This window comes from Streptomyces sp. NPDC042364 (assembly GCF_056437585.1).
The window spans coordinates 157,460-171,381 of the sequence record NZ_JBWKAJ010000003.1 but is presented as its reverse complement, the minus strand read 5'-3'; the positions used below and the strand labels follow the sequence as shown (position 1 = coordinate 171,381).

The following is a 13,922-nucleotide window of genomic DNA, read 5'->3' as shown; positions in this document are numbered from 1 at the left end:
GTACTGAGTGAATAGTGGGCCGGACGGGGCCCCGCACTAGGGCGTTCGGCGTGACCCCGGCCACGATGTCCGCCCACCCACGTCTGCGACGGCCTCCACTGGGTAGGGCTGGAGTACCCCGGACCCGCACATCCACCGTCGTACGACGACAAGGAGGCCCGCCGTGGCCGCACCGGTACACCTTCCGACCCAGGCCCGCTCCAAACGCATCCACGAGCCCCACCGTCTCGTCGAACCCCATGTCTGCGTGTTCAGCGCGGAGGGCCCCTGCGCCGAGGCGCCGCTGACCAGCGAGCCGCCCCTGCCGAACGCCGAGCCGCTGACCAGCGAGCCGCCCCTCGCGGACGCGGCACCCCTCACCAGCGAACCAACGTCCAACGGCGCCGCATCGGGGGTCTAGATGCCACCACGCCCGGCCGACCCGGGAGAAGAACCACCAGCGTCCGGCGCCCTCGCGGAACCGTCGGACACGGCCCCGCTGGCGCGGCTCGCCGCGTCTTACGGGGTCGCCACCTCCTACCGCCCCTCCCCGGACCGCACGGTCGCCGCCTCGGACGGCGCGGTCGTCGCCGCCCTCGCGGCGCTGGACGTGGACGCGAGCACACCCGAGGCCGTCGAAGCGGCCCTCGCGGACCGCGACCGGTGGCTGGCCGCCCGCCTGCTGCCGCCGACGCTGGTGCACTGGGGCGGCGGCGAGCCCCCCGCCGCCCTGACCGCCCTCCCGGACGGCACCCGGCTGCGCGTCGAGACCGAGCAGGGCGAACGCGTCGAGATCGAACAGGAGCACGTGCGGACCGCCGTCCAGGATCTGCGGCCCGGTGTGCACGCCCTGCACGCCACCGCCCCGGACGGCCGCGCCGCCGAGGCCCACCTCGTCGTCGCGCCGCCCCGGCTCCCCGCCCCGCCCGGCCGCGCCCACGGCCTCCTCGTACAGCTCTACTCCCTGCTCTCCCGGCGCAGCTGGGGCATGGGCGACCTCGGTGACCTCGCCGAACTCACGGCCTGGGCCGGACGCGCCCTCGGCGCCGGATTCATCCAGGTCAACCCGCTGCACGCGGCCGTGCCCGGCGCCCCCACCGACCCCTCCCCGTACCGCCCCTCCTCCCGCCGCTACCCCGACCCGGTCCATCTGCGCGTCGAGGACATCCCGGAGTACCCGTACGCCCTCGCCGCCGACGACGGCGACCTCCTCCGCACGCTGCCGGAGCGGGCGGCACGGCTGCGCGAGTCCGTGCTCGACCTAGGCGAGCTGATCGACCGCGACGCCGTGTGGGAGCTCAAGCGGGAGGCGCTGGAGCGGGTGCGCGCCGTCCCGCTCGGCCCCGGTCGGCTGGCCGCCTACTGGGACTTCCTCGCCGAGGAGGGCGAGGCACTGGAGGACCACGCCACCTGGTGCGCGCTCGCGGAGGTGTACGGCTCCGACTGGCACCGGTGGCCGGCGGGCCTGCGCGACCCGCGCTCCGCCGAGACCGCCCGGGCCCGCGCCGAGCTCATGGACCGCGTCGACTTCCACACCCGGCTCGCCTGGCTCACCGACGCCCAGCTCGGCACCGCGCAGCGCTCCGCGCGCGACGCCGGCATGCCGATCGGCCTGGTGCACGACCTCGCGGTCGGCGTCCACCCCGGCGGGGCCGACGCCTGGGCCCAGCAGCGGTACGTCGCGGCCGGCATGTCCATCGGCGCGCCCCCCGACGCGTTCAACTCCCGTGGCCAGGACTGGGGCCTGCCGCCCTGGCGCCCCGACCGCCTCGCCGAGTCGGGCTACGCCCCCTACCGCCGCCTTCTGCGCGCCCTCCTGCGCCACGCGGGCGCCCTGCGCATCGACCACGTCATGGGCCTGTTCCGGCTGTGGTGGGTCCCGCAGGGCCGACCGCCGACGGAGGGCACGTACGTCCGCTACGACGCCGACGCCATGCTCGCGATCCTGGTGCTGGAGGCGGCGCGCGCCGGCGCGCTGGTGATCGGAGAGGACCTCGGCACCGTCGAGCCGGGCGTACGGGAGGCGCTCGACGAGCGGGGTGTGCTGGGCACGTCGGTGCTGTGGTTCGAGCGGGACTGGGAGGGCGGCGGGCGCCCGCTCCCGCCCGAGCGGTGGCGGGCGAACTGCCTGGCCACGGCCACCACGCACGACCTGCCGCCGACCGCGTCCCGGCTCACCGGGGAGCACGTGGACCTCCGCCACCGGCTCGGCCTGCTGACCCGCCCCCTGGCGGAGGAGCGGGCCGAGGCCGCCGCCGACGCGAGCGAGTGGCTGGCGGTCCTGAGGAGGCTGGGCCTGCTGAACGGGGCGAGCGGGGGCCTGTCCGCGGTCTCCGAGGAGGCCGAGATCCGGGCCGTCCACCGGTTCCTGCTGCGGACCCCGGCCCGGATGATCGGCCTCTGGCTCCCCGATGCGGTCGGGGACCGGCGGCCGCAGAACCTGCCCGGCACGTGGGACCAGTATCCGAACTGGCGTCTGCCGATCGCCGACGCGGCGGGCCGGCCGGTGACCCTGGAGGACCTCGCGGGGTCACCTCGGCTGCATGCGCTGGTGGAGGTGTTGCGGGGCGCGTAGGGGAGGGGGCTGGGGCACCCAGGAGCTCGGGGGTGCGCCTCTCGTCGGCGGGTGCGGGTGCGTCGTGGCTTCTCGCGCAGTTCCCCGCGCCCCTGAAGGGCTGGGCCTGCGGCCCGCCCTTCATCGAAAAGCACTACCCGCACCCGAAAGCCCGGCCCCCACCGCAACCGCACCCCCGGCCGCGCACACCTCACCCGCGTTAGATACGTTGGCCCCGTGGACAAGAAGAACGCCCTGCGCGCCGGCGCCCTGGCCGCCGGTACGACGCTGATGATGCTGCTCATGTCGTCCCCCGCGCTCGCGCTGACGCCCGACGACGGAGACGACCCGGGTCCGGGCCTCAGTGTGATCGAGACGCTCGGCCTCTTCGTCGTGGCGCCGATCGTGCTGTTCGCGGTCATCGCCGGCCTGGTGATGGTCCTGGACCGGTCGACGGACCGCGAGCCCAAGGCCAAGGCGAAGGCCTGACCGCCCCCCGCTGACGGCGTTCCGCCGAGGGCGCCCTCCGCACACCGGTGCGCCGAGGGTGCCCTCGTCGTGTCTCCGGGCGGCCCCGTCGCTCAGGACCCCGTGGCCACGACCAGCCGCCGCAGCAGGTCGGACAGTTGACCGGCCTGTTCCTCGTCCAGGTGGGAGAGCGCCTCCGCCTGGACGGCGAGCCCCGCCGCCACCGCCTGGTCGACCAGGCGCAGGCCCTCGTCCGTGAGGGTGACCTGCAAGGCGCGGCGGTCGTGCGGGTCGGGTGAACGGCGCAGCAGACCCGCCCGTTCGAGTTTGTCGAGGCGTCCGGTCATCCCGCCGGTGGTGAGCATCAGGGTCCCCGAGAGCTGCCGGGGCGAGAGGGTGTACGGCTCGCCGGACCGGCGCAGCGTCGCGAGCACGTCGAACTCACCGCGCGAGATGCCGAACCGCGCGTACGCCTTGTCCATGCGGTCCCCCAGCGTGCGCGACAGCCGGTAGACGCGCCCGAAGACCTCCATCGCGGTGGTGTCGAGGTCGGGGCGCACGACCGCCCACTGGTCGACGATCGCGTCGACCGGGTCGCGCGGGGACATCTCGGGCTCGGGGCGCACAGTCATGGGCCGAGTATCGGATGCGAGCCGGTCGGTCGCAAGAAAGTGGCTTGACGGAAAGTTGCTTAGCGCTAAGCTAATCGCAAGCAAGGTAATGCTGGCGATGCTTCCCGTCGCCGTGTGGCCTCGACCGTCCCCCACCCAGCCGAGCGCGAAGGGCGTGTCCCATGACAGCGAAGCGTCTTCCCCTCATAGCCCTGACCGCCCTCGCACCCATCTCCTGGGGCACGACCTACGCGGTCACCACGGAGTTCCTGCCGGCCGACCGGCCCCTGTTCACGGGGCTGATGCGGGCGCTCCCCGCCGGGCTGCTGCTCCTCGCGCTGTCCCGGACACTGCCGCGCGGCGCCTGGTGGGGGAAGGCGGCGGTGCTGGGCGCGCTGAACATCGGCGCCTTCTTCCCGCTGCTGTTCCTCTCGGCGTACCGGCTGCCGGGCGGTATGGCGGCGGTGGTCGGGTCGGTGGGGCCGCTGCTCGTCGCCGGCCTCGCGGCCCTGCTGCTGGGCGAGCGGCCGACCGCGCGGACCCTGCTCACCGGGATCGCCGCGGCGCTCGGCGTCAGTCTGGTCGTGCTGAAGGCGGCCGGGGCGCTCGACCCGGTCGGCGTGATCGCGGCGCTCGGCTCGACCGCCTCCATGTCCGCGGGAGTGGTCCTCACCAAGCGGTGGGGCCGCCCCGAGGGGGTGGGGCCGCTCGCCCTCACCGGCTGGCAGCTGACCGCCGGCGGCCTGCTCATCGCGCCGATCGCCCTCCTCGTGGAGGGCGCGCCGCCCGCGCTGGACGGCCGCGCGATCGGCGGCTACCTCTACCTCGCCCTCGCCAACACCGCCGTCTCCTACTGGCTCTGGTTCCGCGGCATCGGCCGGCTCTCCGCCACTCAGGTCACCTTCCTCGGCCCCCTCTCCCCGCTGACCGCCGCCGTCATCGGCTGGGCCGCCCTCGGCCAGGCCCTCACCCCCCTCCAGCTCCTCGGGATGGCCATCGCCTTCGCCGCGACCGTCGTCGGCCAGCTCCGGCCGGGTACGGACCGGCGACCGGCGAAGCCCGAGGAGCCCGGAGACCACCCGGCCCCCCTGGCGCGCGACACCGCCCGCACGGCCTGACGGGGCCCGGCGCACGACAGGGGCGCCCGGTGGAGACCACCGGGCGCCCCTGTTCCCGTACGACGGGCCGCGCGACGTGTCGCCGGGGAGCGCGTCCCCGCCGGTTACTCCGCCGAGGCCGCCGCCGCGTCCGCGGCCTGGGCCCTCAGGGCACGCTCGACGCCCGAGCGGGCCTCGGAGACCAGGCGCCGCAGGGCCGCGTTGGGCTCGGCCGAGGTGAGCCAGGCGTCCGTCCTGCGGAGCGTCTCGTCCGAGACCTGGACCGTCGGGTAGAGGCCGATGGCGACCTGCTGGGCGATCTCGTGCGAGCGGGACTCCCAGATGTCCTTGACGACCTCGAAGTACTTGTCCGTGTACGGGGCGAGCAGCTCGCGCTGGTCCGTCTGGACGAAGCCGCCGATGACCGCCTCCTGGAGGGCGTTCGGAAGCTTGTCCGACTCGATGACCTGGGACCAGGCCTCGGCCTTGGCCTCCGGGGTCGGACGGGAGGCGCGGGCCGCGGCCGCGTGTCGTTCACCGGCCGCGGTCTTGTCGCGCTCGTACTCGCCGGCGATCTCCGTCTCGTCGTAGCGGCCCACCGCCGCGAGCCGCTGGACGAACGACCAGCGCAGCTCGGTGTCGACGGCCAGCCCCTCGATCGTCTGCGTCCCCTCCAGCAGCGCCTCCAGGAGGTCCAGCTGCTCGGGGGTGCGGGCGGTCGCGGCGAACGCGCGGGCCCAGGCGAGCTGGTGGTCGGAGGCCGGCTCCGCGGCCCGCAGATGGGCGAGGGTCGCGTCCGTCCAGCGGGTCAGCAGCGCCTCACGGCCCGCGGGGTCCGCGTACAGGTCGATCGCCAGCTTCACCTGGCGGTGCAGCGACTGGACGACACCGATGTCCGACTCCTTGCCGATGCCGGACAGGACCAGGGAGAGGTAGTCGCGGGCGGCCAGCTCGGCGTCGCGGGTCATGTCCCAGGCCGAGGCCCAGCACAGGGCGCGGGGGAGGGAGGACGCGAAGTCGCCCAGGTGCTCGGTGACGAAGGCGAGGGACTGCTCGTCCAGGCGCACCTTGGCGTACGACAGGTCGTCGTCGTTGAGGAGGACGACCGCCGGGCGGCGCTTGCCCACCAGCTGCGGCACGGCCGTCAGTTCGCCGTCCACGTCCAGCTCGACCCGCTCGTCGCGGACCAGCTTGCCGCCGGCCTCGTCGAGTTCGTACAGGCCGACCGCGATGCGGTGCGGCCGCAGCGTCGGCTCGCCCTTCGCGCCGGCCGGCAGCGCGGGGGCCTCCTGGCGGATCGCGAAGGAGGTGATGACGCCGTCCTCGTCCGTCTCGACCTCCGGGCGGAGGATGTTGATGCCGGCCGTCTCCAGCCACTGCTTCGACCAGGTCTTGAGATCGCGGCCGGAGGTCTCCTCCAGGGCGCCGAGCAGGTCCGACAGACGCGTGTTGCCGTAGGCGTGGCTCTTGAAGTACGCCTGCACGCCCCGGAAGAACTCCTCCTCGCCGACGTACGCGACGAGCTGCTTCAGCACGGACGCGCCCTTGGCGTACGTGATGCCGTCGAAGTTGACGAGGACGTCGTCCAGGTCGCGGATCTCCGCCATGATCGGGTGCGTGGACGGCAGCTGGTCCTGCCGGTACGCCCAGGTCTTCATGGAGTTGGCGAAGGACGTCCAGGCCTGCGGCCAGCGCGACTCGGGGTGGGCCGCCTGGCAGGCGATCGACGTGTACGTGGCGAACGACTCGTTCAGCCACAGGTCGTTCCACCACTCCATCGTCACGAGGTCGCCGAACCACATGTGGGCCAGCTCGTGCAGGATGGTCTCGGCGCGCATCTCGTACGCCGCGTCCGTCACCTTCGACCGGAACACGTACTGGTCGCGGATGGTGACCGCGCCCGCGTTCTCCATCGCGCCCGCGTTGAACTCCGGTACGAACAGCTGGTCGTACTTCTTGAACGGGTACGCGTAGTCGAACTTCTCCTGGAACCACTCGAAGCCCTGCCGGGTCACGTCGAAGATGTGGTCCGAGTCGAGGTACTCGGCCAGCGACGGCCGGCAGTAGATGCCCAGCGGCACGCTCTGCCCGTCCTTCTCGTACACGCTGTGCACCGAGTGGTACGGGCCGACGATCAGCGCCGTGATGTACGTGGAGATACGGGGCGTCGGCTCGAAGACCCAGACGTCGTCCTTGGGCTCCGGCGTCGGCGAGTTGGAGATGACGGTCCAGCCGCTCGGCGCCTTCACGGTGAACTGGAAGGTGGCCTTCAGGTCCGGCTGCTCGAAGCTCGCGAACACCCGGCGGGCGTCCGGGACCTCGAACTGGGTGTACAGGTACGCCTGGTCGTCGACCGGGTCGACGAACCGGTGCAGACCCTCACCCGTGTTCGTGTACGCGCAGTCCGCCGCGACCCGCAGGATGTTGCGCCCTTCGAGCAGGCCGGGCAGCGTGATCCGGGAGTCCGCGAAGACCTCCGCCGGGTCGAGCGCCTCGCCGTTCAGGGTCACCTCGTGGACCGTCGGAGCCACCAGGTCGATGAAGGTCTCCGTGCCGCCCCGGGCGACGTCGAAGCGCACCGTGGTCACGGACCGGTAGGTGCCTCCCCCACTCTCGGCTTCGCTCGAGCGGGAGGTGCCCCCACCCTGCGCGCCGGTGAGGTCGAGTTCGATCTCGTACGAGTCAACGCTGAGCAGCTCCGCCCGCTGCTGAGCCTCTTCGCGGGTCAGGTTTGTGCCAGGCACGCGGTCATCTCCTCGTTATGTGTGGGTTCGGTCATCCTTCCACGGCACGGGGAGTTGGGCGACGACCAGGTTCACCGGCACCACCAGGTCCGGAAACCGCCGGTCGTCCGGCGCGGCACGCACCACGCTGAGGGGCATGACGACCCACATCGCGCGCCCCCTGGACGCCCTCACCCTGCGGCAGCTGCGGACGGCGGACGACGCCGGCCGGCCCCCGACAGCCGTCACCGACACCGCGGGCGGCGCCCCGCTGCGCTGCTGTCTGCGGCACGGCCGGCCGGGTGAGCCGATCGCTCTCGTGTCCTACGCGCCGCTGCGCCGCTGGGCCGCCGCCACCGGCGTCGACCCGGGCGCCTACGACGAGCAGGGCCCCGTGTTCATCCACGCCGAGGAGTGCCCCGGACCGGCCGGCGACGACCGGCTGCCGTTCACGAACAGCCACCGCGTCCTCCGCCGCTACGCCGCCGACGGCCGCATCCTCGGCGGACGGCTCGTCGAGGAGCCCGCGGACCATGCGACGGCCCTCACCGAGGCCTTCGCGGACCCCGAGGTTGCCCTCGTCCACGTCCGGGCCGTCGAGTACGGCTGCTTCCTGTACGAGGTGCGGCGGCCCTGAGCGCGGGTGCCGTGCCGGGAACACGACCGCGCCGGATCGGCCGGACCCCGCCCGTGCCGGACCCCGCGCCCGGCACGCGACGGGGCGGTCACTCCCCGTGGAGTGACCGCCCCGTCGGCGTGGAGGCACGGCCCGCCCGGCGGCGGGCGCGGCCGGGTGGCTGCCGTGTCAGCCCTTCAGCTCCGCCGCCACCAGCTCGGCGATCTGGACGGCGTTCAGCGCGGCGCCCTTGCGCAGGTTGTCGTTGGAGACGAAGAGGGCCAGGCCGTGCTCGACGGTCTCGTCGGCGCGGATGCGGCCCACGTAGGAGGGGTCCTGGCCGGCGGCCTGGAGGGGGGTCGGGATGTCGGAGAGGGCGACCCCCGGCGCGCCGGCGAGCAGCTCGGTCGCGCGCTCCACGGAGATCGGACGCGCGAAGCGGGCGTTGACCTGGAGGGAGTGCCCGGAGAACACCGGGACGCGGACGCAGGTGCCGGAGACCTTGAGACCGGGGATCTCCAGGATCTTGCGGGACTCGTGGCGGAGCTTCTGCTCCTCGTCGGTCTCGTTCAGGCCGTCGTCGACGACGGAGCCGGCGAGCGGGACCACGTTGAAGGCGATGGGGCGCTGGTAGACCTGCGGCTCGGGGAAGTCGACCGCCGCGCCGTCGTGGGTCAGCTTGTCCGCGTCGGCGACGACCTTCTGGACCTGGCCGTGCAGCTCGGCGACGCCCGCGAGACCGGAGCCGGACACCGCCTGGTAGGTGGCGACCACCAGCGCCTCCAGGCCCGCCTCCTCGTGCAGCGGACGCAGGACCGGCATCGCGGCCATCGTCGTGCAGTTCGGGTTGGCGATGATGCCCTTGGGGCGGTCGGCGATCGCGTGCGGGTTCACCTCGGAGACCACCAGCGGCACCTCGGGGTCGCGGCGCCACGCGGAGGAGTTGTCGATGACGACCGCGCCCTGGGAGGCCACCTTCTCGGCCAGCGCGCGGGAGGTCGCGCCACCGGCGGAGAAGAGCACGATGTCGAGGCCGGAGTAGTCGGCGGTCGCCGCGTCCTCCACGGTCACCCCGTCGATGACCGAACCGGCCGAGCGGGCGGAGGCGAACAGCCGCAGCTCGTCCGTCGGGAAGTTCCGCTCCGTGAGGATCCTGCGCATGACCGTGCCGACCTGACCGGTGGCTCCGACGATTCCGACCCTCACGGTGACTCCTTTTACGTGGCTTGTCTGTGTCTGCAGCATGACCGAGGCATTTCCATCATGCGGTGAGCCCCGGTCCGCCTGTCCAATCCTTTGACCGCGCCGCTCGCACCATGGGACACCGGGGACGGCGACACCGTATCCGGTTCTTTGGTCGCCACCCCGTCTGAGCTGGAGATATTCGCCCTGCGGGGGCTCGGCGCCGCAAGCTGTGCTGCCTTCCCCCTGCCCGCCCGCCCCGCACGCACGCGAAGGTGTGACGTACGCCTCTGCGGCGCGGGGGGAAGTCGGGACACGCTCCGAACGTTTCGGCCCGCCCCGGCGTCGTAGGGGAAACGCGGGAGGGGAGGGGTGGCTGTGCTGCGCAGGAAGACGCGCCGCGTCCAGGAGGTGGACGATCCGCTGCGGGTGGCCGGCGGCCGGTCGGCCACGGGGGCCACGGGCGGCGGGGGTGAACCGCCGGCCGCCGTCGCGGGCCCGGCGGCAGCGGGGGACACGGGGGCGGATCCGCTGGACGCGGCCCAGGAGCGGCGGGTGCGCGCGGTGCTCGCGCTCGGCGGGGTGCCGCAGTCGGACCTGCCGGACGGGGTGCAGCAGGTGCGGCTGCGGCTGCTGGAACGGGCCGCGAGCGGCCGTGAGGCACCGCGGGACGTGTCCGCGTGGGCCGCGGTGGTCGCCTCCAACCTGGCGATGGACTGGCACCGTGCCAAGCGCCGCCAGGAGCGCCTCGGCGAGCGCCTGGCCTCGCTGCGTCAGCTGGAGCACCCCTCCGGCGAGGACTCCAGCGTGCTCTCGCTCGCCGTCACCCGCGGCCTGGACGAGCTGCCCGACGCCCAGCGTCAGGTTCTCGTCCTGCGTTTCTACGCCGACCTGCCGGTACGGGACATCGCCGACGAGCTCGGCGTCCCCGAGGGCACGGTCAAGAGCAGGCTCCACTCAGCGGTCCGCGCCCTGCGCGCCCGCCTGCACGAGGACGAGGTGGTGTGACATGGCCGCCCGGGACAACAACCGGCACGACACCGAACCCGACGACGTCATGTTCGAGGATCTCGCGTTCGAGGGCGTCTCGGCCGAGGGCGTCGATGCCGGGGGAGCCGATGCCCAGGGAGCCGTGTTCGAAGGCACCGAGTACGGCGGTGTGGACGCCCTGATGGCCGCGCTCCTCGACGAGCCGCTGCCGGAGGAGGCGCTCGCCGACGGCGAGTTCATGGCCGCCCGGCGGGCGGCGGCCGCCGATGTGGCGCTGCTGCGCGAGCAGCTGGGACTGATCGGCGACGCCCTGGCCGGGCCCGAAACCGGTGCGGGCACCCGGGAGGCGGAGACCGGCGCGCCGCCGGGGCGACCCGTGGCCGCGCGGCCGGGGGACGCGGCCGGTGCCGAGACGGTCGCCGGGCGGCAGCCCGAGCCCGAGACGGCCCCCGTCGCGCCGGTGAGGCCCCTGCCGACGTGGCCGGCCCGCCCCCGGAGGCACCGCCGGGCCCTGACCGTCGCCTTCGGCGCCCTCGCCGCCGCGGCCGCCGCGACCGTCGCCGTGGGCCTGGGCGCCGTCGTCGTCCAGTCGGGTGCCGGGAACTCGTCGGACGAGTCCAGCAGCGCCGCCGGCCAGAAGGACAGCGGCCTGCACGACGCCCCGCAGAGCGGGGGCAACAGCGACAGCGACGGCAAGGTCAGCCGCCAGGGCTACGTCTCCTGCGCCCGCCTCATCGTGGAGGGCACCGTCGTCTCCGTCGAACCCGTCCCCGGCACCGAGCGGGACCGCGTCACCCTCGACGTCGACCGCTACTACAAGCCGGACAAGGGCGGGAAGGAGATCGTCTTCCCCATGTACCAGGACGCCGACCCCGCTCTGAGGGAGGGCGACCGCGTCCTCGTCGGCATCCCGCGCGACGGCGCCGAACCGGACCTGTGGACCACGGACCCGGCCGACATCGCCCGGGACCGGGCCTGGATCGAGGACGCGCTGCCGGGTGCGCAGGGCGTGACATGTGAGTGAGGGCGCGCACGAATACGGCCCGCCGGACAACCGGCGGGCCGTATTCCGGCGGGCCTGAGCGGCGACGGCACCGCCGGGCACCCCGGACCGGATCCTCCGGATCCCGGGGTGCCTTCCAGCCTGGTGTACGACGAGGGGGACCGGCGGGCCGGTCAGTCCTGGTCGTCCCAGGTCCAGGTCTCCTTGTGGCCGGGAACGACCACCCCGGGCTGCACGCCGCCGCCCTTGGCCGACTTGGCCGGCACGACGACCTCCGTCACGGCGTCGTCCGCGGCCAGCCGCGTGCCCGCCGGGGCGTCCACGGCGGTGCCGAGGACGAGGGCCGCCGCGGCGGAACCCAGACCGAGGAGGGCGAGGACACCGATGCGCCGGGAGCGCGTCGAGGAATGCACAACCGTTCCTCTTTCGTGAGGGGCTACAGGTGAGGGCTCTGTGAAGAGCCATGACCGATCATGGTTGATCGGAGTCCGAAACGCAGGTGCTCACGATGGCCGCTTGCGGCCATGGCAGGACGGGGCCACCACGTCGGCGATTAGAGCCCTTCCGGCGTATCCCGTGGCGTCGCGGTGCCCGGTCCGCCCTCTCGCCGGCGCTACAGCCAGCCCCGCCGTACCGCCTCCGCGCCCGCCTCGAACCGGCTCTGCGCGTCCAACCGCTTCATGAGGTCGGACATCAGCCGTCTGATCGTACGCACGGACAGCCCCAGCTTGCGGGCGATCCCCTGGTCGGTCATCCCCTCGGACAGCAGCTTCAGCAGCACCCGGTCGCGTTCGCTCGCCCCGTCGCCCACCGCGGCCGGGGCCTCCGCGCCCAGGGGCACGCCCTGCGCCCAGACCAGCTCGAACAGCTCGGCGAGGGCCTGCACGACGCCCTGGTAGCGGACGACGAGCGCGCCCTGGCGGCTGTCCTCGGCGTTCACCGGCACGACCGCGACCTCACGATCGCAGATGATCATCCGCATCGGAAGGGCGGGCACGGTGCGCACCTGTCCGCCCATGGAGGTGAGCCAGGTCGCGTAGTCCGAGGTGGGCTGGTCGTTGCGGACGCTGTCGAGGTAGACGGAGCGCATCCGCACGCCCCGGTCGAAGGACTCCTGGTCCAGGGGGCGGGCCGACTCCAGGCCGGCCGCGCTCACGGCGCCGCCCGGTGTGAAGGTACAGACCTCCTGCACCGCGTCCCGTGACAGCTGCTCCAGCCGGGCGCGGACCGCGTTCACGCCGACCAGATGCTCGGCGCCCCCGGTGTGCCGCAGCCCCAACGCGGCGTACTCCTTGGTGAATTCGGCCACCACCGCCTGATGCCGTGACAGATGCGCCCGCTGGGAGTCGAGTTCGGCCTCACGGCGGCGCAGCGCCGGCCCGAGGATCGTCTCGGGGTTCATCGGCAGGAACGTCGTGTCCGTGACCGGGCTCAGCAGGGAGAGGTCCGCGAGCCGGTCCACGGCCGCCCGCACCTCGTCCTCGGTGAGGCCGGTGTGCCGCTGGACGTCGTGGAGGGTCCAGGCCGGGTTGGTGAGCAGACTCCGGTAGACGCGGACGGCCTCGGTGTCCGCTTCCAGGAATTCGTCCAGCACGGTCGGCCCTTTCGCCCTCCTCACCCCCTCATCCCCCGGAGTGGAATCCTAGTTCGATCCATGCCGATTTCGCGGTGGATCTGGGGTCTTGTGGCGAAGGCTACAGGGCAGGCACGACGGTGCCATGGCGCTTTGCGGCCATGCTTCGCCCCTGGCGTTCCGGTGGGGACCCGGCCGAAGATCAAGGGGCGCAACGCACTGATGTGCGGCGGCCCGTCCAACGGGGGGACGGGCCGTCGCGCCGAGCGCCCCCCCGTCGCCAGGGGCGGGTGCCACGTGGGGAGCACCCGCCCCCTCTCCGCATCCGTTGAGTAACGTCTCCTCATGCGCGAGGACTTGAGGGTGGCGGCCTACGCCGTGTGCGTACGGGACGGACAGATGCTGCTGGCCCGCTGGGTCGCCCGGGACGGCACCAGGAGCTGGACCCTCCCCGGCGGCGGCATGGACCACGGTGAGGACCCCTACGACACCGTCATCCGCGAGGCCGACGAGGAAACCGGCTACACCGTCGAGCCGACCGCCCTCCTCGGCGTCGACTCCGTCACCGAGGACCGCTCCCGGCGCCTGGGCTCCCGCGCCGCCTTCCACAGTCTCCGCCTCGTCTACGAGGCCCGCGTGACGGGCGGCACCCTGCGCCACGAGACCAACGGCTCGACGGACATGGCCGCGTGGCACCCCCTGGAGGAGGTCCCGAACCTGGACCGGGTCGGTCTGGTGGACGTGGGCCTGACCCTGTGGCAGGAGCGCCCGCCCAACGGCCACTTGGAACCGCCGGTCGCCTTCTAAGGGTCGTCCCGTAATCCCGGGCGTCGCGCGCCCGCCGGGGAATTACGGGACAACCCTTAGTTGCGCGGGGAGCCGCCCGACGAGACACGACGCACCTGGAGGCACCCGACCAGGCGAGCCCGCGCGGCGAATACATGCCCTACCCCCTCACATGAACGAGGAGTGACCACTTCCCCTCGGTTGCCCTTACCTTCGGCAACCCCCGACGAACACCCGGCGCTCGCGAAGATCCACGTACGGTGATCGGCGCCGCCCGTTGCCACCTCGTTAACGTCCAGGTCACCCCGGCTGCCAAGCATTCAGTACGAGCGGGAACCCC

General features: G+C 73.3%; 13 protein-coding genes. 8 read left to right on the top strand and 5 right to left on the bottom strand.

Features of this window, described 5'->3' with window-relative positions; genetic code table 11:
* Positions 1–163 precede the first annotated feature (163 nt).
* From AC067N_RS07300 to AC067N_RS07290, 3 genes are all read left to right on the top strand, one after another.
* On the top strand, positions 164–400 hold the full coding sequence (locus tag AC067N_RS07300) for a hypothetical protein (protein WP_478677918.1): 237 nt from the start codon (positions 164–166) through the stop codon (positions 398–400).
* Positions 401–2,554 (top strand): 4-alpha-glucanotransferase, encoded by a 2,154-nt coding sequence (malQ, locus tag AC067N_RS07295; protein WP_478677917.1) that lies wholly within the window; start codon positions 401–403, stop codon positions 2,552–2,554. It abuts the gene before it with no gap.
* Positions 2,555–2,770: 216 nt separating this feature from the next.
* Positions 2,771–3,022, top strand: a complete 252-nt coding sequence (locus AC067N_RS07290; protein WP_478677916.1) for a hypothetical protein — start codon at positions 2,771–2,773, stop codon at positions 3,020–3,022.
* Between the two features lie 92 nt (positions 3,023–3,114).
* Here the strand turns inward: AC067N_RS07290 and AC067N_RS07285 are convergent, their stop codons facing one another.
* Entirely contained in the window at positions 3,115–3,633 is a 519-nt protein-coding gene (locus AC067N_RS07285) for a MarR family winged helix-turn-helix transcriptional regulator (RefSeq protein ID WP_478677915.1), read from the bottom strand.
* A gap of 161 nt (positions 3,634–3,794) precedes the next feature.
* On the opposite strand from AC067N_RS07285, the gene AC067N_RS07280 reads away from it, so the two are divergent.
* Positions 3,795–4,730 carry an EamA family transporter gene (locus tag AC067N_RS07280; protein WP_478677914.1) on the top strand — a complete coding sequence of 312 codons (936 nt, stop codon included), beginning with the start codon at positions 3,795–3,797 and terminating at the stop codon, positions 4,728–4,730.
* A gap of 104 nt (positions 4,731–4,834) precedes the next feature.
* Here AC067N_RS07280 and pepN read toward each other — a convergent pair whose 3' ends face one another.
* Positions 4,835–7,453 (bottom strand): aminopeptidase N, encoded by a 2,619-nt coding sequence (gene pepN, locus AC067N_RS07275; RefSeq protein ID WP_478677913.1) that lies wholly within the window; start codon positions 7,451–7,453, stop codon positions 4,835–4,837.
* Between the two features lie 136 nt (positions 7,454–7,589).
* On the opposite strand from pepN, the gene AC067N_RS07270 reads away from it, so the two are divergent.
* Positions 7,590–8,069, top strand: a complete 480-nt coding sequence (locus AC067N_RS07270; protein WP_478677912.1) for a DUF1203 domain-containing protein — start codon at positions 7,590–7,592, stop codon at positions 8,067–8,069.
* Positions 8,070–8,237: 168 nt separating this feature from the next.
* On the opposite strand, the gene AC067N_RS07265 is transcribed toward AC067N_RS07270, so the two are convergent.
* Complete coding sequence (locus AC067N_RS07265; RefSeq protein ID WP_478677911.1) at positions 8,238–9,254, bottom strand: aspartate-semialdehyde dehydrogenase; 1,017 nt, start codon at positions 9,252–9,254, stop codon at positions 8,238–8,240.
* A 507-nt stretch (positions 9,255–9,761) separates the two neighbouring features.
* Here AC067N_RS07265 and AC067N_RS07260 point away from each other — a divergent pair.
* Together AC067N_RS07260 and AC067N_RS07255 are read left to right on the top strand one after the other, a co-directional pair.
* Positions 9,762–10,238, top strand: a complete 477-nt coding sequence (locus AC067N_RS07260; RefSeq protein ID WP_478678287.1) for an RNA polymerase sigma factor — start codon at positions 9,762–9,764, stop codon at positions 10,236–10,238.
* A 1-nt stretch (position 10,239) separates the two neighbouring features.
* Entirely contained in the window at positions 10,240–11,244 is a 1,005-nt protein-coding gene (locus tag AC067N_RS07255; protein ID WP_478677910.1) for a hypothetical protein, read from the top strand.
* A 152-nt stretch (positions 11,245–11,396) separates the two neighbouring features.
* Here AC067N_RS07255 and AC067N_RS07250 read toward each other — a convergent pair whose 3' ends face one another.
* On the bottom strand, positions 11,397–11,636 hold the full coding sequence (locus AC067N_RS07250) for a hypothetical protein (RefSeq protein ID WP_478677909.1): 240 nt from the start codon (positions 11,634–11,636) through the stop codon (positions 11,397–11,399).
* 200 nt (positions 11,637–11,836) lie between these two features.
* Entirely contained in the window at positions 11,837–12,817 is a 981-nt protein-coding gene (locus AC067N_RS07245) for a LuxR C-terminal-related transcriptional regulator (protein ID WP_478677908.1), read from the bottom strand.
* A 324-nt stretch (positions 12,818–13,141) separates the two neighbouring features.
* On the opposite strand from AC067N_RS07245, the gene AC067N_RS07240 reads away from it, so the two are divergent.
* Entirely contained in the window at positions 13,142–13,603 is a 462-nt protein-coding gene (locus AC067N_RS07240) for an NUDIX hydrolase (protein ID WP_478677907.1), read from the top strand.
* The last annotated feature ends 319 nt before the right edge of the window (positions 13,604–13,922 follow it).

Excerpts from the sequence above, each read along its gene's own strand:
- malQ (WP_478677917.1), top strand. The coding sequence starts at position 401 with ATGCCACCACGCCCGGCCGACCCGGGAGAAGAACCACCAGCGTCCGGC.
- AC067N_RS07285 (WP_478677915.1), bottom strand. The coding sequence starts at position 3,633 with ATGACTGTGCGCCCCGAGCCCGAGATGTCCCCGCGCGACCCGGTCGAC.
- AC067N_RS07280 (WP_478677914.1), top strand. The coding sequence starts at position 3,795 with ATGACAGCGAAGCGTCTTCCCCTCATAGCCCTGACCGCCCTCGCACCC.
- AC067N_RS07270 (WP_478677912.1), top strand. The coding sequence starts at position 7,590 with ATGACGACCCACATCGCGCGCCCCCTGGACGCCCTCACCCTGCGGCAG.
- AC067N_RS07255 (WP_478677910.1), top strand. The coding sequence starts at position 10,240 with ATGGCCGCCCGGGACAACAACCGGCACGACACCGAACCCGACGACGTC.
- AC067N_RS07240 (WP_478677907.1), top strand. The coding sequence starts at position 13,142 with ATGCGCGAGGACTTGAGGGTGGCGGCCTACGCCGTGTGCGTACGGGAC.